The sequence below is a fragment of the Psychrobacter sp. DM4 genome, from assembly GCF_051307035.1.
Lineage (GTDB): Bacteria > Pseudomonadota > Gammaproteobacteria > Pseudomonadales > Moraxellaceae > Psychrobacter.
Genome location: NZ_CP195536.1, coordinates 1,810,790 through 1,827,610 on the forward strand (window position 1 = coordinate 1,810,790; position 16,821 = coordinate 1,827,610).

The window sequence follows — 16,821 nt, forward strand, 5'->3', positions numbered from 1 at the left end:
ACAGATATTCGAAGAGCAGCGCTAAGTCGCTGCTTTTTTATGAGTGCTGGTTGTTAAAGATATTATTCTAGAAAATATTAAACTTTGTGTTAACACTCGAGTACTGCTATAATACGGCGCTTTATATCCTAAGCTTACCCTTCCTAAAAAAGACTAAGTTTACCTTATAAATCTCCTTGCTATCGGCATAGGGCTGATAGCTACTAATCCGTAAGGAGTCCAAATGCGACATTACGAACTGGTGTTACTTGTACACCCAGACCAAAGCGACCAAGTGGTCGGCATGGTCGAGCGCTACATCAAGTTAGTGCAAGACAATGGCGGCGCTATCCATCGCCTAGAAGATTGGGGCCGCCGTCAATTGGCTTATCCAATCAACAAGATTCACAAAGCTCATTATGTTTTATTCAACGTTGAAACTGACGGTGAGACTTTAGCTGAGCTTGAAGAGCTGTTCCGTTATAACGACGCCATCATCCGTAGCTTAGTCATGCGCCGTGATGAAGCGGTCACTGAAGAGTCGCAGTTAGCTAAGAATGCCGATGAAAAACGTGCACGCAAAGCTACTACTCCACGTCGTTCAGACGACAATGACAACGACAACAGTGAAGACTAATTAAAGGAGAATACTTATGGCACGTTTCTATCGCCGTCGCAAATTCTGCCGTTTCACTGCTGAAGGCATCACTCACATCGACTATAAAGATGTTGAATTGCTAAAACAGTACATCAGTGATAATGGTAAAATCGTACCGAGTCGTATTACTGGTACGTCTACAAAATATCAACGTCAATTAGCTACTGCTATCAAACAAGCTCGCTATTTGTCGCTACTTCCATACACTGACAACCATCAGGGTTAACCGTTAACTAGGAGTGACTCATGCAAATTATTTTGTTACAGCGTATCGTCAACCTTGGTAAACTCGGTGAAACTGTCGATGTAAAACCAGGTTACGGACGTAACTTTCTTATCCCGCACGGTAAGGCTCTGCCTGCTACTAAAGCGAATATCGAGAAGTTTGAAGCGCGCCGCGCAGAACTTGAAGCTGAAGAAGCAAAAGAAGTTGCTACTGCTCAAACTCGTGCTGATGCGCTCACTGACGTCAATGTCATTATGCGTGCAAAATCAGGCGACGAAGGCAAGCTATTTGGTTCTATCGGTACGCGCGACATCGCTGAAGCTTTGACTAATTCAGGTCTAGAAGTAGATCGTGCTGAAATCAAGCTGCCTGAAGGCACACTTCGTCAGATCGGCGAATATAGTGTTGATATCCAGCTACATCACGACGTTACGGCAACTATCTTAGTCACTATTCTTTCTGAAGATGGCGATGACGAAGATGCTGACGTAGAAGAAGATACCGCTGAGAGCGAAGAGACTTCTGAAGAGTAATCTTTAGATTTTCTTAATAAAAAACCAGTGACTTTATGTCGCTGGTTTTTTTGGTTAAAATTACGAGCTTGTCTTAATTTGATAAATGATACTCCCAGATATAAATCCAAATACTTATACTATTTGCTACGCTAGCAGATTCTCTACTTTATAATGCTATGATTAGCCTAATTGCACGATTCAAACTTGGATAATTGTAGAGAACTTGATGAGAATTTTAATCGCTCCTGACTCATTTAAAGAAAGCCTAGAGGCGCTAGAGGTGTGCTGTGCTATCGCGTCAGGCTTTCGTCAGATATTCTCTGATGCGAACTACACTTTATTGCCTATGGCAGATGGCGGCGAAGGGACATCAGCAGTATTATCTTACGCGCTTGGTGGGCGCTGGAAAAACGTGGTGGTCAATGATCCACTGATGCGACCTATCACTGCCAAATATCTACTGTTAGAAAATAAAACGGCCGTGATTGAAATTGCTCAAGCCTGTGGTCTGCATCTATTGACAAGCGAAGAAAGAGATCCGCTCATCACTAGCAGCTACGGTGTCGGCGAACTTATTGCGGATGCTTTGAGTGAGGGCGCTAAACGCATCATTATCGGTTTGGGCGGTAGTGCGACCAATGATGCCGGTCTTGGTATGCTCATGGCTTTAGGAATGAGGTTTTATGACGATAAAGGCAAACCTTTGACGCAAGGCGGTAGCGCGCTTGCCAACTTAAAGCGGATAGATAACTCAAAATGTCATTCAAAGCTGCTAGACACTATCTTTGAAGTGGCTTGTGATGTGACCAATCCACTATGCGGATCATCAGGGGCTAGCGTTATTTTTGGGCCTCAAAAAGGCGGCAGTTCTGAGCAAGTGGCGTTATTAGATAAAGCCTTACATCGCTTTGCCACAGTATCTAAACAGCACGGCTATCCAGATTGTCAAAACATCGCAGGCGCAGGGGCAGCAGGTGGTCTTGGCTTTGCCTTGATGACTTTTTGCGCCGCTCATCTTACATCAGGCTTTGAAACCGTGGCTGAGGCTGTCCGTCTAGAAGCGCACATTGCTAATGCTGATCTGATAATTACTGGCGAAGGCAGGCTCGATACACAAAGTGCGATGGGTAAAGTCGCAGGCGGTATCAGTCAACTGGCAAAAGCCAATGGTAAACCTGTCATTGCAATTTGCGGCAGCGTTGATAAGTTAAACACTGTTCAAAGTACTCAGTTTGATGTCGTCATGCCAAGTATTCAGAAGATAGATACTATCGATCAAATCTTTAAAGATGCTTATAGCAATGTTGAAGCTACTGCGCGAAATATCGCCGCTGCTATCAAACTTGGGCAAGACACGACATAGTGGATTGAAGATATCATATAAAAAAAGGACACGATAGTGATATCATCTCCTTTTTATTTAATATAGTGAGTAGAAGTACTGCGTCACTCAGCGGCAATAGCGAGCATCTCAACGAGTAGCTCAGGACGTGCTAGTGCTGACTCACCGCAAGCGCGAGCGGGTGGCTGAATGCCTTCGAACCATTTGTCCCATACTTCATTCATCAAAGCAAAGTCTGACATATCCTTAATCCAAACCGTCACGGATAGCAGCTTAGATTTATCACTACCCACTTCTTCTAGTAGCGTTTGGATCTTCTCAAGACAGGTTAGCGTTTGCGCTTGGATATCGTCTTCCGCGTTACCCACTTGACCACACAGATACACGGTTTGGTTATGTACGACGATCTTACTCATACGCTGATTGCTGTGTAACTTCTTAATCATCATTTATCCCTATATATTATAATTTAAAGATTGTTTTTTTGCGAAACGTTGAGCATTAAATGGCTTAACATCAACGGTCAACGGTTTGTCATGGATCAGCTCTTCGACCAGACGACCCGTGATCGGCCCTAAAGTAAAGCCTTGATGACTGTGACCAAAGGCGAACCATAACTTATCATGCTTGTCCGCAGGTCCAATAACAGGTTTCATATCTGGCATACAAGGACGCGACCCTGCCCACGCCTCGCTCTCTACCGCATCTTCTAAAGGTAATATCTTGCTTGCCAGCTTTAACACGGTTTTTAGTTGACCGAAGTTTTTGGGTGCATCCATCGTTGTCATCTCAGCGCCCGTAGTGATACGAATGCCTTGCTGCATCGGCCCCATCACAAAGCCTTTGTCCATATCGAACATACTATGATGGATGGTGTTTTTGTCGCTTATTTTAAAATGCTGATGATAGCCGCGCATTGGAAATAGTGGTAGATTGTAGCCGAGCGGTTTGATCAGCTCATTTGACCAAGGGCCTGCGGCAATCACTAAATGATCGCTATGGTAGGTTTCTTTGTCAGTCACCACTTGCCAGCCTTTGCTGTCGTTGTCATCAGAAGGTCTGATTTCTTTGACATTACTCTCTTTGATCGTCCCTTTCATTTCTTGAAAGTTTTTGGCGTATGCTTTTACTAGTGCACTTGGGTTTGAGACCTGCCAAGAGTTCAGCCAGTGAATAGCGCCGACAAAGCCCTCAAAATTGGCATTGGGCTCCATCGCTTTTAATTCATCAAGGCTCAGTACTTTATGCTCAACGCCCTGCTCACAATCTTCGATAGCCGTTTTGGCCGCCTTTTTTAACGTCTCCTCGGAGCGGTGAAGCTGTAACCAACCATCACGGGTGATAAGCTCATCAGCACCTGAGGCTTCAATCATAGTTTGATGCTCACTGGTACAATGAGCAATCAGCGTTTGCCACTCAGATTCAATCTTTTTGACCGAATCTGGCGTCGAGAATTTCCAGTACTGTAATAGCGCTTGATGATAACGTAGCAGCGCGGGTATACGATAGCGAATATCCGTGCCTTGATTAGGCAATACGCGAACCATCTCTGTAATCTGACGCGGAAAAGGATGGGTATGAATGGCTTCACGCTGAATAAGGCCTGCATTACCATATGAGGTCTCAAGCCCTGGCAATTTTCTATCGAGCATAAGCACTTTGGAGCCGTTTTTTTGTAAGTGCCAAGCTGCTGCGGTGCCAACCATACCTGCACCAATTACAACCACGTCATAACGCATAGCCTATCCTTTTTGCTAAGAACATAAAGAAGTTTATGCAGATATGGTAACGCATTAATATGGATTTTGAACCACTATTTAACAAAAATTTTTGTTAAGCCATACTTTTGGTTATACATGCTTTTTCTCTCTTACAACTACCATATATATGTACTAGATTGCTTGACTTGATTTGTCTTATTCAGGGCGCATTACAGTAGCTTTGAATATCTGTGGTTAGGACGATTCTTATAAATCCTGTTGTGATCGGCTATAGCTTTTTAGCGTTAGCTATCGTTTTTGAAGTTCTTGGTACGACCTTTTTGGTCAAGTCTGAACAGTTTACGCGTCTAATGCCTACTGTTTTGATGGCGGTACTCTATATTGGCTCATTTTACTTTTTGTCGCAGACACTGAAGACGATTCCTTTAGGTATCGCCTATGCCATATGGGGCGGCGTGGGTATTGTCTTGACCGCTATTATTGGTTTCGTTATTTTTAAGCAAAGTATTGATCTGCCTGCAATTTTAGGCATCATTCTGATAATAAGTGGTGTAGTGGTTATTGATGTGTTTTCGCAGACGGTTGGGCATTGAATTGAGTGAGGGCAATTTAGAAATCTCACCACCAAACAGGATCCTCACTCACCAGCGTCTCAAGCAGCTTTCTTGAGCGCTTAACCTCAACCTCGTTAGCGGACAGCTCAGCGATAAAACGCGTTGGCTTATCAAAATAACCAGAATAGCTGGCGAAGTAATCAGGCGCAGTCAGGTACAGCTTATTTTTGGCGCGACTGCACGCCACATAGAACAGCTTACGCTCCTCTTCTAAATCCTCAAAGTCATCCAACGAGCGATGATGCGGCGTCATGCCATCTACAAGCGCGTTGACAAACACAATCGGCCACTCAAGCCCTTTGGCACTATGAATGGTCGAAATAGTCACCTTATCTGTGTCATCATCCTCTGGAGTATCCATCGCTGCCACTGAGTCATTAGGGGGATCTAGCGCCAAGTTTTCTAAAAAGTTATCTAGGCTACTATGCTCAGTCGCCAAGTTTTTGAGCACGCGAAAATCCTCGCTGCGCTCACGCCAGTTCTCCTCCACCGTCTTTAGAATGGGAATATAAAAGTCGAGCACCAGATCGATAATGGTCTCTACCGACTGCGCTTGTTGCGCTTTGTTCAAGGTCGTATGAAGCGGCGCAAGCTGCGGGCTTTTTTTGCTGAATTTTGGTAGGAGTAGTGGCTCAAATGAGTTGTTGTCGCTATTGATTGCTTGCGTCAAACGCGTGGCAGTGACCGCGCCGACACCTTTAAACAAAGTCAAAATGCGATGCCAAGCTATGGTGTCATTAGGGTTATATAGGATTTTGACAAAGGCTAAGACGTCTTTGACATGACGACGCTCGATGAACTTGATACCGCCGACGACGATAAAGGGGATACGGCGTTCCATAAATTCAAGCTGCACGTAATTGGACTGAAAGGAGGTACGGCACAGTACCGCACAGTCGCTATAGTCAAAATCGGCTTTGTGCTCGATGATTTGATTGGCGATGTATTTGGCTTCTTTTGTCTCATCGCTGGCACGGCTAAAGATAGGTTTTTCGCCCGTTATAGCCGCGTTTGAGTACAGCTGTTTTTGATAGCCCAAAGTGATTTGCGCTGATAGCGCATTGATATAACTCAAAATAGCAGGCGTACTACGATAATTCTGCTCAAGCTTAATCAGACTCGCCTCAGGATAGGTCTCACCAAAGAGCAAAATATTCTCATAGTTCGCACCGCGAAAGGCGTAGATACTCTGATTGTCATCGCCTACGACCATGAGAGATACGGACGCTGGCGCACAAATGAGATCGATGAGCTGCTTTTGCGGAATATTGGTATCTTGATATTCATCGACCATGACGTAGCGGTAGTTGTCTTGCAACAGCTGACGGAAGGTATCATTGGATTTGAGATGGCGGACTACTTGGCTGATAATGTCATCAAAGTCGTATAAATGATTGGCGCGTTTATACTCGTGAAAATCGATAGCCAATTGCTCAATGATAGGAATATGAATAGCAATATCAGGATAGCTGTCTTCGATGAGAGTATGAATCGGAATACGGCGGTTTCTAGAGGTTGAAAAGATATTCTGTAAGGTGCGTTTGCGCGGAAAGGCTTGTTTTTGTGTTTGCGCAGGGTACTTTTTTTCTTTATAGATGAGGTCAATAGCGTCCTCAGCGTCACCCGTATCTAAGATAGTAAAGCGCGGATTGATACCGAGTAGTCCTGAGTATTGACGCAGCAAGCGATTACAGAATGAATGAAAAGTGCCGCTGGTGATACCGCTTATCATTTTGCTAGTGGGTAAGATGTTCTCGGACAACTCTTCATCCGATAAGGTATTAGTGAGCAAAGTCTTTGCACGGTTTTTGATCTCATTCGCAGCTTTACGAGTAAAGGTGAGCAGCAGTATTTGTTTGGGCGCAATGCCATTTTCTAATAGGTAGCTGGTACGGTAAGTCAGCGTTTTGGTCTTACCAGAACCTGCCCCTGCAATAACTAACGCTTTGCCCTCAATAGTTGTGGCAGCGAGCAACTGATTGGGATTGAGCTCACTGGCATAATCCACCTTTAGTCCCAAATCTGCATGCAAGCGCTGCTCTAATACTTTGTTATCAGCATCTACTAGATTCGCTTCTAACTTTTTAATGGCTTGCTCAAGGCGGGCAAGTTTGGGTTTAATGTCCACGAAGTTTTGCGGATAGCTATACTGGCGCGTATCAAAAATAGTGGTCGTCATCGTTAGTGAATGCCCGTCATATGGTTTTAATAAGTGTGTTTACAAGTGGTTGTTTATGCTCTAGGAGAGTAAGGCTGTATTAGCGGTTATCTTTAGGATAGCTATAGAGTACCTATAAAAAGGCTGACGCGCCATGGTATAAATACAAAGTAACAACTCACCCATCCCTTAGCAAATTTGCTACAATATGCCCAATTTTGGATGGCACTCTAAACGCGCTACCCTACCTGATTTTATAACATTGTTCTTAATACTACTGAGAGACCACTATGGGTTTTAATTGCGGCATCGTTGGCCTACCAAACGTAGGCAAGTCCACCTTATTTAATGCCTTAACCAAAGCGGGTATCGCCGCTGAGAACTTTCCCTTTTGTACCAAAGATCCCAATACGGGCATCGTGCCTGTACCGGACCCACGCCTAAAAAAGCTCGCTGACATTGTCAATCCCGAGCGCGTTATGCCAACGACGATGGAGTTCGTCGATATCGCAGGCTTGGTCGCAGGCGCGTCCAAAGGTGAAGGCATGGGTAATCAGTTCTTGGCCAATATCCGCGAGACCGATGCGATCGCCCACGTGGTACGCTGCTTTGACGATGACAACGTCATCCACGTCGATGGTCGCGTGAGCCCCATTGATGATATCGAAACGATCAATACTGAGCTAGCACTTGCTGATTTAGAAGCGGTTGAGCGCGCCATTCACAACCAGACCAAAAAGGCTAAAGGTGGTGATAAAGACGCGCAAGCTTTGCTTGATATTTTCAAAAAAGTCGAGCCACTCTTAGCAGAAGGTAAAGCGGCACGCGCAGCCAATTTAGATAGCGATGAGAAAAAACTCATTAGAAGCTATGGTTTAATTACTCTAAAACCAACCATGTATATTGCTAATGTGAGCGAGGATGGTTTTGAGAATAATCCATATCTTGATGCGGTACGTAACTACGCCACTGGCGATGAATCAATCGTTATTGCCTTATGTAACCAAATCGAATCTGAAATCGCTCAGCTCGATGAGGACGACAAAAAAGACTTCCTAGCTGAGATGGATATGGAAGAGGCGGGCCTTGATCAAGTGATTCGCGGTGGTTATGATTTGCTCGATATGCAAACGTACTTTACCGCTGGCGTGAAAGAAGTACGCGCGTGGACTGTTGAGATTGGTGCAACCGCTCCACAAGCCGCTGGTGTGATTCATACGGACTTTGAGCGCGGCTTTATTCGGGCTGAGGTCATCGCTTATGACGACTTCATCGAGCACAATGGCGAAAAAGGTGCAGCGGCTGCGGGCAAGTCACGTCTAGAGGGCAAAACCTATATCGTCCAAGATGGTGATGTGATGCATTTCCGTTTTAACGTCTAATGACTTTATTCGTTTAGAGCATTGATAGTCGTAACATTGCCAGTTATCACATAGAACAACCAAAAGTCAGCCTTTGTGCTGGCTTTTTTATTATACTAAGGAGAGCAAAACAACTATAATTTAGACCAATTGGATAATAATAAATGATGAATTCTAACCATAAACCACACAGTGCAAGCGACCACTGGGCATGCCTATTTAGTGCTCAGCGCTTAGGCAGTGATAAGCTAATGCCGGTGCAAGATAGCGCGCGCTCCTCCTTTCATAAGGACTATGACAGGCTGGTATTTTCACACTCCTTTCGTCAACTCAATCAAAAAACCCAAGTACACCCGCTGACCAATCAGTTGGGCATTCATACGCGCCTGACCCATTCGTTGGAGGTATCTTGTATTGGGCGCTCACTTGGCATCATGGCGGCAGAGAAGCTCCATGACAAGCTGTCTACGGGTCTGCCATCAGGTGTCACGCCCTCCGATGTTGGCGTGATTATACAAGCCGCTTGTCTTGCCCACGATATTGGTAATCCGCCGTTTGGTCACGCAGGAGAATATGCCATTCGAGACTGGTTTATGCATCCTGATCGCACCCCTATTCTGGCACATTTAAGTGACAATGAGCAGTTGGACGTCTTAGCTTATGAGGGCAACGCACAAGGGTTTCGCTTGTTAGTCCGTAACGAGCACCATCCTGACAAAGGCGGCATGCGTTTGACCTGTGCAACTTTGGGCGCTTTTATGAAATATCCGTGGCTTGCAACTCATAGCAATTCGGACTTATTAAAGCGTCGCAGTACTAAAAACCAAGGAGTGATTCAACCAGACGTTACCAATCAAATTCGAAAGTTTGGCTGTTTTGCCAGTGAGTCAGCGCAGTTAGAGGAGCTTGCGGCAAATTTGTGCTTACCACGCTCAGAGCAGTATGATGGCTTTGCCCGTCATCCACTCGCTTACCTGCTAGAAGCCGCGGATGATATCTGCTATGCCTTGATCGATTTAGAGGACGGTATTCATCTAAATATGCTTGGGTTTGATGAAGTGGCCGATATTTTTTATCAGTTAATTGGTGAACGCCCTGCTCCACTATCCTCAACCGTATCAGTAAGACAGAGTCTAGCCGCCCTGCGAGCACGAGCAATGATGCGTTTGGTCAATACGGTTACAGACGCCTTTGTAACCAATAGCAGTGATATGCTGGCAGGTACTCTACAAGGCAGCTTATTCGCTCATTGTGATACCAGTGTTCAAAGCGGTATCACTGAAGCTAAATTACTGGCACGCGAGAAAATATTCAATCATCCAAGCAAAGTACGTATGGAGCTTATGGCCAATCAATGCCTGCGTCGATTGCTCGATGCTTTTATGCCTCTAGCCTGGACAATACTAGTCACATCGCCTCAACCCTTTGAGCAACAGCGGCTAATGAGTTTACTAAAACCACACTTAGCTGAGCAGCAAAGAGAGTTATCAGACAACATCTATCATAATATTTTAAATATATTAGACTTCATTACGGGTATGAATGACCACGAAGCTTATCGATTAGCGCAGGAGTTGCAAGGTCATTGGGGTACCGTTATTTGATATTTATCACTCAATAAGACCCTTCTGAAAAATCATTTGGTAAATTTATCAGCATCCTTTTCATTTTGATAAGGGCGCTATTTAATTCGTATTTTTGTGACAAAATGAGTATGATAAACCCCTATTAGGTAATTTTGAATGATTATGAGTAGTCGTGAACAAAAAAAACTTCAGACTCGGCACGCTTTTTTTAATGCGGTGCTTGATCTTTGCATGATGGGACAGTCCTTTAGCTCTATTAGCCTCAGACAAGTCACGCGTGAAGTTGGCGTGGTACCGACGGCATTTTATCGTCATTTTGATGATATGGAATCGCTTGGACAAGCTTTGGTCGTTGAGGAGCTTGGCAATACTTTGGCTATCTTGAGTAATAGCTTACAAATAGGGCGCAAACGTAGTTTTGATCGTCAAATTGCCAAAAGCATCCAGCTGTTTTTGCAGACGGTTAGCGCTGAGCCAAGATACTGGCAGTTCTTGGTCAGTGAGCGTTTTGGAGGCTCAGAAGCGGTTCGCAAATCCATAAATGATCTGATGAAAATGCATAGTAAGATTTTAGCAGAAGACTTGGCATTACAGCCGGCTTTTGCTCATATCAATCAGTATGATCTGCTACTACTCTCTGGCGCTGGCACCAATATGTTTTTTTCTTGGATTATCGATTGGTTAGATTTGACCTATTCAGAGGACCACGATGATGAAGTCGACTTAGAAGAAATTGAGTCCAAAAAACAGCTGATGCTTCACAATTGCACTCGTCAAGCACAAATGCTATTTTATGGCGCTTATAACTGGAAATCTAGCGAAGAGACGCTTTTAGATGACTAAAACCGTTAGATGATTAGGGCGTGTTGAACATTCGATTATGTCACTGACAGAGACTACTTTTTAGACGGTTCAAAGGTAAAAACAGTAAGTTTAGTCATTCTAAGCGTCTATTTTTATCAAAGGAGCGGCAAAAAGAGTCCTGTCCTTTCAGGCTGATGCTAAAATTGCTCCATACTGTGTTGCAAGTCTAGCTAAGGTCTAGACATTATCTTCGACTTGCGCCGTGTCTGGAACAATTTTAGCGATCAGCAGTGCTCATTTATGAATGTTCAACACGCCCTAATCTATGCCTATTCAAAATAAACGCTTTCATACATTGTTTTAAAAACTAGGTCTAAAAGCATAAAGACGGCGGTTAATTACCTTGACCGTTTTATCAGCGCTAGACTTATCACTGGTGTCACTACTAGACGTGTTGTTACTGGCAACGTCTGGAGCATTTGAGCTATTCGTGTTTTGATTGCTTTGAGCACCCTGGTTACTTTGACTACCGTTTGCAGCGTTACTCTCGCTATTCGTATTGTCTTTGCCATTATCAAGCACATTATTTATGAGTATAATTGCAAAACGCTGTTTGGCATCGCTATCGGTAGCGGTTATCAGCGCTCTAAAAGCCCGGCTATCGACAGCCAGTAGCGAGGTTGACGCTTGACGTTGCTCATCAGTGACTACGGCCAAAGCTGGCAGCTGCCATAACTCATCAATAGAGGCTAAGACTCGCTGAAAGCGCAAATCGGTCAGCGTTGTCATTTGTTCAACGGTTACACCCTCTACTAAAGAGGCGAGTAATTCAGGACTTGCGGTATTGACATTGATTGGCAAATAATAAGGCACGGCAGTAATATAAGGCCGTAGCGCCGCCAACCCTTCGGCATCTATACCTTGCACCTCTAGCAACTGATCAACACTCGTAAAAGGTTGATTGGGCAAAGTACGAGCCAGTGAGCTCAAGTTGTATACAGCCCCCTCATCACCACCATCCTTATAAACCTCACTATCTGAATCCTGCCAGTCCAGAACAGCAATGGCAACAGCAGGATCCAGATTAAACTGTGTCAATAGTTTTTGTAACAGCGCTAAGGCATCGTCATTGGCTACGCCATCTTGATATAGATTGTTAATATTAAAACGACTGGCCTCATCTCGCATCTCAATACTTACGCTATGAGTTCCTAATGTATAAGGCGGTATCGGCTGCGCCCATATGTCCTGTGCGCTATCGGTATCGTTAAGCTCGTTATCAGCGCGGATCATGGTCACGGCCAACTGTCCACCTGCATCGATGTCTTGTAGTAGTTGATTTTGATTAAATAGCAAGCCACTGCGGCGAATGACAATTTTTTGACTGGCAAGCATAGCCCCTGCGACTACAGTGATACTGACAACCAAGAGCAAGATAGTTAGTAATGCCACACCGCGTTGGGAGTTTGCTGTTATGCTCATGGGCTGCTCTTGTTGTTCAGTACTTATTGCGAGTTGAGGGCAAATTGCCAAGTAATTGGAACATCTTGATAAGTAAAACTAATACCGATGCCCTTTGGCAATAGTGGGTTTTTTACAGCAGTTGCATCGCTAGTTGAGTTTTGAGCGTCAGGGTTTGGAAACGTCGTGCTCAGTTCAGGTAAATAGGCTTGCAAGCGCCCATCGCTAATCTCTGTTAGCAAAACACTGTCTAAGCTGATATTACTCGGGTCATCGTCGATACTGGTATATTGACGTCGGATGAGCTGTTGATTGTCAAAGACATAATCAATGCGCTGAATACTAGGGCTACTTTGGTATCTTGGGTCTGGATCAGCAAAACGAACAAAGCTAATGGAGTCACTGCTCACACTCATAAAAGGTTTAGCAATAGAAGCTTGTTTAGTACCAGCTTGAGCGTTGCTTTGTTGAGCGTTGCTTTGTTGAGTGCTGTTAGCATTTAAAGTAGGCGTACTATTAGTATCATCACTGCCATTTTGAATGGACGGCGCTTGATAGGGAATAACCTGACCCATGTCTTGTTGTATTTGCAGGTAAACATATTGCAATACTGCTAAGTTGTCCGCTTGGTACTGTGCGCGTTCGCGTGCGCGATTGACACCATCAAATACCTGCCAACCTGCTACAGCGAGCATCGCGAATATGGACATGGCTACCATTAGCTCAAGCAGAGTAAACCCGCCTTGATGTCTCACAGACTGCCTCTTAGCGCTTGAGCGGACAAGTCTAGACTGCCGACCTTTTGCTCTTTATTACTTATTATAACCGTAATATCAGTGACTACTGAACGCGTTTGTCCGTCGATGACAGGCGCCACCGTTATATTGACCTGCTTTAATGCAGGAGATAAAGTGTCAGAGGCAATCATCTCTACTTGCCAGTCGCGGCCTTGTTCGGTTAGCGTTTGACTACGATTAGTCGTCAGCCAAGTATTTTGAATTTGCAAATCACTAGCAGCGTTTTGCGCGACAAAGTGCGCCAGCGTACGCGTGCGCAAAGTATCTACAGAGCTTAGATAAGCACTACTAGCGCGACTGGCAGCTACGGCAACCACTGCCAATATAGCAAGCGCTACCATCACCTCAATCAAGGTAAAGCCGCTCTGAGTAGATGAGCGATAGCTTTCGTGATGAATCGATTCAGATGAGTGAGACATCAATTATATCCCTTGTCCTATCATCATATTACCGTCTGGCATGATCGTGATGACCTCGCCCACTAGCCGCGAGTCATGACGTATCTCAATAGTGACAGGTGTCGCTTGTCCGGTACCAAACCACAAAACTTGCGGTACAGTTTGATCCGTGAACCAAGGCTGTAGCGTTCGCGTATCAGACGCACTATTACTCCTCATTCCCGTGCCATCTAGACTCTGAATATTAAGACTCACGCCAGCTGGCATAGTCGGTAATGTAATATCTGGTTCGAGCTCCCAACTTGGTGTTGGGTTTTGCGCATCGGATGTCCTACCAGAGATATCAGCAGATAACTCCATCGCATTTTTTGGCTTATTGTTTTTGGCATTTGGGTCATTAGAGCTCTGATAAGCAATATAGGGGTTAGATAACGTGACGATCACAGGGGTCACTTGGCCTTGGTTATCTGCTTGCAATTTTAGACCCATCGGTTGCATGCGCTCAGCCGATAATAATCTTACATAACTTAGAGAATCCGTTATATGCTCATAGAAGGCGCGGTTTTTTCGAGAGTCACTGCTACCAACTGACAGACTAATCATCCCTGCAAATATAGAGAGGATAACCACGACTACCAAGATTTCAACCAGCGTAAAACCTGCTTGTGGAAATTGAGATGAGTTTGTTAACTGTGATGGATAATGAGTAGCAGTAGATAGATTACTATGACTAGAATCAAGGTCGTTTTTATGACAAGAATGCGCTCTTGCACTTATAGAAGTTATACAAGGGCTAATGTTGGCATCATTAGCCAAGTAGACGGAGTCAGTAGGTACTGGATTGGGCAAAGCTTGAGGCGTAACAGGCATGTTGCACCTATAAATATAGTAGATAGCTATATAAACAAATCAGTAGTTGGTATTACGATGTTCTTCTGATTCAGTATCAATCTGTTCAACCAGCTCTTGCATATCTTCATCAATACATTCATCAGCGAGTGCAGGATAATGACTGGGCAGCTCTAACATCTGCTGAACCAAAGCATAACGCAAAGTATCACGTCGACCCAGATAACGCTGATAGAAGCTTGAATTTAATAGTCCAGCGCCGCCTTGACCCATCGCCCATAGCGAGGACAGATAGTCTCGAGTACTGAGGCTACTCTTTTGATCCTTTAAGTAAGTACTGATGATATCGAGCATACGCTTCATACGTTGACGACGAATATCATATAGCTCACCAAATAGTCGGTTGAGCCCTGTCACCGAAGCAGCCAAACGCTCCTCTATCTGATTAAGTAGCATGGCTTTTTGCGGATTCATTAATTGCTGAAAAATCATACGAGAGATGCCAGCTGAGGCACAATCATCAATACGATTGATCTCAAACAACTGCTCTTCATAACGAATAATGATACGCAGATAAAGCTCATCTTTACTGGAGAAATGCTTATAAAGCGTACCTTTAGCCAAATCGAGCTGATCGGCCAGACTGTCCAATGTGATATCACCATCACCTGACTCAAGCAGCAGCTGCTCAGCCATTGCTAAGATATTCTCTTCTCGTATCTTGAATTGGTGTTGACGACTCATATTATCTCCCAAAATCCGGCAGGGTCAAGCACATGGTATCCATAGGATAGCCTTGGCCTGACAATGTCCGGTAACTGCTTGATGACTCAGTAGATCTAGATATAAATGACTGATTGGTCATAGCATAACGATTTTAGTGATACTGTGCCAGTAAATTTTCAAAGTTTTTTGCAGTAATCATACCAATCTCTTTAGCTGTGCACCCTTGTAGCTCAGCGAGACATTCAGCGACATAAGGCACAAAAGCGGGCTCATTGGGGCGGCCGCGCTTAGGTACTGGCGCTAGATAAGGACTATCCGTCTCTATAAGAATTCTATCTCTTGGCATATTTTGCGCCGCCTCTTTTATCATCTGCGCACTTTTAAAACTGACAATCCCTGAGAACGAGATATAAAAGCCCAAATCAAGCGCGCGTTTGGCCGTCTCCCAGTCCTCGGTAAAGCAGTGAATAATGCCATGCTCAGCACCCTCGGATCTTAATATATCAATGGTGTCTTCTTTGGCATCACGCATATGCACAATTAGAGGCTTTTTGAGTTGCTGGCTGGCATGAATATGACGCGCAAGGCTTGCCTGCTGCTCACGCTTATTATCTGTTGACCAGTAATAGTCTAGCCCCGTCTCCCCTATCGCCCAGACATGATCGCTGCTCGCTGTAGCCACTAAACGCTCAACGCTCGCTGACTGTAAGATGCCGATATCTTCGCAAGGATGCACACCGACACTCATGCCAAGACTTAACTGCTCATCGCTAAAGTCCTTGATAATAGTGCTGATTTCATCATGCTCAGCAAAATCACACATGATAGCCATAGCACGCGTGACATTAGCCGCTTTCATCGCGTCGATAGCGCCTGATAGTTGACCGTCGTATTTGGTCAAGTCTAAGCGGTTGAGATGGCAATGGGTATCAGTAAACATAAAACATTCTCATTATTACAGTTAGATTTTTGAAGAATTCATTTATTAATCATACGAATATGGGGAGGTAATTAACCACAAAACATAGAACAGGATAACGTCTTACTCGCCTTATCAAAATTTAATTCTGTTTGACAGCTCATGGCTTCACTGCTCTGATCATCGACATCATATCCCGTTGACGTATTTTTGTATTTTACATGAATACCTTCGCTTGCATCATGATGAGTACCTTGTCTAGGGTTATCCGCTGTAATGACATATGTAGCACCTATTGGGCTTTGCGCTGTATAATAAAAACTAGGTCTTAACTTCATAAAATTAACGTCTTTGAACACCATAGAAAACTGCTTGTAGTGAAAATCTTCATCATTAGTATCTTCTTTGAGCTTATCTAGTGGCAAACCAAAAGCAGTGGCATCTTTTAGATAGTAAGTTGTGGTCAAATCATTCCCACTATATTTATTTTTAACCTGTGTTTCATCCTTTTTTAGGATAGAAGTTTGATATTTTTTGGGTAGCTCATCCATCACATGAAAGCTAGAAGTACAACTATCTTGTAGGACTGTGAGTCTAGGCGTCCAATCTACTTCTGCCTGCGTTATCGGCATTACTGATAATAATGCTATACCAACAATCATGTTTTTAATCATCTTTACGCCCTTTAATGGTCATTTTTATAGTCA

The 16,821-nt window shown here is 44.2% G+C and carries 18 protein-coding genes; 8 read left to right on the forward strand and 10 right to left on the reverse strand.

The window, feature by feature from the left end; all coding sequences use genetic code 11:
• The first annotated feature begins 223 nt into the window (after positions 1-223).
• The 4 genes from rpsF (at position 224) to ACR64G_RS07615 (ending at position 2,741) form a co-directional block, all read left to right on the forward strand.
• The gene (rpsF, locus tag ACR64G_RS07600; RefSeq protein ID WP_435949150.1) at positions 224-616 is read left to right on the forward strand and encodes a 30S ribosomal protein S6; all 393 of its coding nucleotides are present in this window, start codon (positions 224-226) and stop codon (positions 614-616) included.
• Between the two features lie 16 nt (positions 617-632).
• Complete coding sequence (rpsR, locus tag ACR64G_RS07605; protein ID WP_010198808.1) at positions 633-863, forward strand: 30S ribosomal protein S18; 231 nt, start codon at positions 633-635, stop codon at positions 861-863.
• Between the two features lie 20 nt (positions 864-883).
• Positions 884-1,396 (forward strand): 50S ribosomal protein L9, encoded by a 513-nt coding sequence (gene rplI / locus ACR64G_RS07610; protein ID WP_435978711.1) that lies wholly within the window; start codon positions 884-886, stop codon positions 1,394-1,396.
• Positions 1,397-1,604: 208 nt separating this feature from the next.
• On the forward strand, positions 1,605-2,741 hold the full coding sequence (locus ACR64G_RS07615; protein ID WP_435978712.1) for a glycerate kinase: 1,137 nt from the start codon (positions 1,605-1,607) through the stop codon (positions 2,739-2,741).
• A gap of 83 nt (positions 2,742-2,824) precedes the next feature.
• Here the strand turns inward: ACR64G_RS07615 and ACR64G_RS07620 are convergent, their stop codons facing one another.
• On the reverse strand, positions 2,825-3,163 hold the full coding sequence (locus tag ACR64G_RS07620) for a RidA family protein (RefSeq protein ID WP_435980681.1): 339 nt from the start codon (positions 3,161-3,163) through the stop codon (positions 2,825-2,827).
• A 12-nt stretch (positions 3,164-3,175) separates the two neighbouring features.
• Positions 3,176-4,459 carry an NAD(P)/FAD-dependent oxidoreductase gene (locus ACR64G_RS07625; protein WP_435978713.1) on the reverse strand — a complete coding sequence of 428 codons (1,284 nt, stop codon included), beginning with the start codon at positions 4,457-4,459 and terminating at the stop codon, positions 3,176-3,178.
• 230 nt (positions 4,460-4,689) lie between these two features.
• Here ACR64G_RS07625 and ACR64G_RS07630 point away from each other — a divergent pair, with 230 nt between their 5' ends.
• Positions 4,690-5,034 (forward strand): DMT family transporter, encoded by a 345-nt coding sequence (locus ACR64G_RS07630; RefSeq protein WP_435980682.1) that lies wholly within the window; start codon positions 4,690-4,692, stop codon positions 5,032-5,034.
• A 25-nt stretch (positions 5,035-5,059) separates the two neighbouring features.
• Here the strand turns inward: ACR64G_RS07630 and ACR64G_RS07635 are convergent, their stop codons facing one another.
• Complete coding sequence (locus tag ACR64G_RS07635) at positions 5,060-7,234, reverse strand: ATP-dependent helicase (protein ID WP_435978714.1); 2,175 nt, start codon at positions 7,232-7,234, stop codon at positions 5,060-5,062.
• Positions 7,235-7,503: 269 nt separating this feature from the next.
• Between ACR64G_RS07635 and ychF the strand changes: the two genes are divergently transcribed.
• The 3 genes from ychF (at position 7,504) to ACR64G_RS07650 (ending at position 11,003) form a co-directional block, all read left to right on the forward strand.
• Entirely contained in the window at positions 7,504-8,595 is a 1,092-nt protein-coding gene (ychF, locus tag ACR64G_RS07640; protein ID WP_435978715.1) for a redox-regulated ATPase YchF, read from the forward strand.
• A 146-nt stretch (positions 8,596-8,741) separates the two neighbouring features.
• Complete coding sequence (locus ACR64G_RS07645; protein WP_435980683.1) at positions 8,742-10,178, forward strand: deoxyguanosinetriphosphate triphosphohydrolase; 1,437 nt, start codon at positions 8,742-8,744, stop codon at positions 10,176-10,178.
• A gap of 144 nt (positions 10,179-10,322) precedes the next feature.
• On the forward strand, positions 10,323-11,003 hold the full coding sequence (locus ACR64G_RS07650; RefSeq protein ID WP_435978716.1) for a TetR family transcriptional regulator: 681 nt from the start codon (positions 10,323-10,325) through the stop codon (positions 11,001-11,003).
• Positions 11,004-11,324: 321 nt separating this feature from the next.
• Here ACR64G_RS07650 and gspK read toward each other — a convergent pair whose 3' ends face one another.
• The 7 genes from gspK to ACR64G_RS07685 all read right to left on the reverse strand — a co-directional run bounded on the left by gspK (position 11,325) and on the right by ACR64G_RS07685 (position 16,788).
• Positions 11,325-12,446 (reverse strand): type II secretion system minor pseudopilin GspK, encoded by a 1,122-nt coding sequence (gene gspK, locus ACR64G_RS07655; protein ID WP_435978717.1) that lies wholly within the window; start codon positions 12,444-12,446, stop codon positions 11,325-11,327.
• A 23-nt stretch (positions 12,447-12,469) separates the two neighbouring features.
• Entirely contained in the window at positions 12,470-13,180 is a 711-nt protein-coding gene (locus tag ACR64G_RS07660; protein WP_435978718.1) for a type II secretion system protein GspJ, read from the reverse strand.
• Complete coding sequence (gspI, locus tag ACR64G_RS07665) at positions 13,177-13,641, reverse strand: type II secretion system minor pseudopilin GspI (RefSeq protein WP_435978719.1); 465 nt, start codon at positions 13,639-13,641, stop codon at positions 13,177-13,179. The genes ACR64G_RS07660 and gspI overlap by 4 nt, the downstream gene beginning before the upstream one ends.
• A 3-nt stretch (positions 13,642-13,644) precedes the next feature.
• A complete protein-coding gene (locus ACR64G_RS07670) occupies positions 13,645-14,490 on the reverse strand; it encodes a prepilin-type N-terminal cleavage/methylation domain-containing protein (protein WP_435978720.1) in 846 nt (281 codons plus the stop codon).
• 39 nt (positions 14,491-14,529) lie between these two features.
• Positions 14,530-15,213 carry a TetR/AcrR family transcriptional regulator gene (locus ACR64G_RS07675; protein WP_435978721.1) on the reverse strand — a complete coding sequence of 228 codons (684 nt, stop codon included), beginning with the start codon at positions 15,211-15,213 and terminating at the stop codon, positions 14,530-14,532.
• Positions 15,214-15,346: 133 nt separating this feature from the next.
• Positions 15,347-16,135, reverse strand: a complete 789-nt coding sequence (locus ACR64G_RS07680) for a TatD family hydrolase (protein WP_435978722.1) — start codon at positions 16,133-16,135, stop codon at positions 15,347-15,349.
• Positions 16,136-16,206: 71 nt separating this feature from the next.
• The gene (locus ACR64G_RS07685; protein ID WP_435978723.1) at positions 16,207-16,788 is read right to left on the reverse strand and encodes a hypothetical protein; all 582 of its coding nucleotides are present in this window, start codon (positions 16,786-16,788) and stop codon (positions 16,207-16,209) included.
• Between the last annotated feature and the right edge of the window lie 33 nt (positions 16,789-16,821).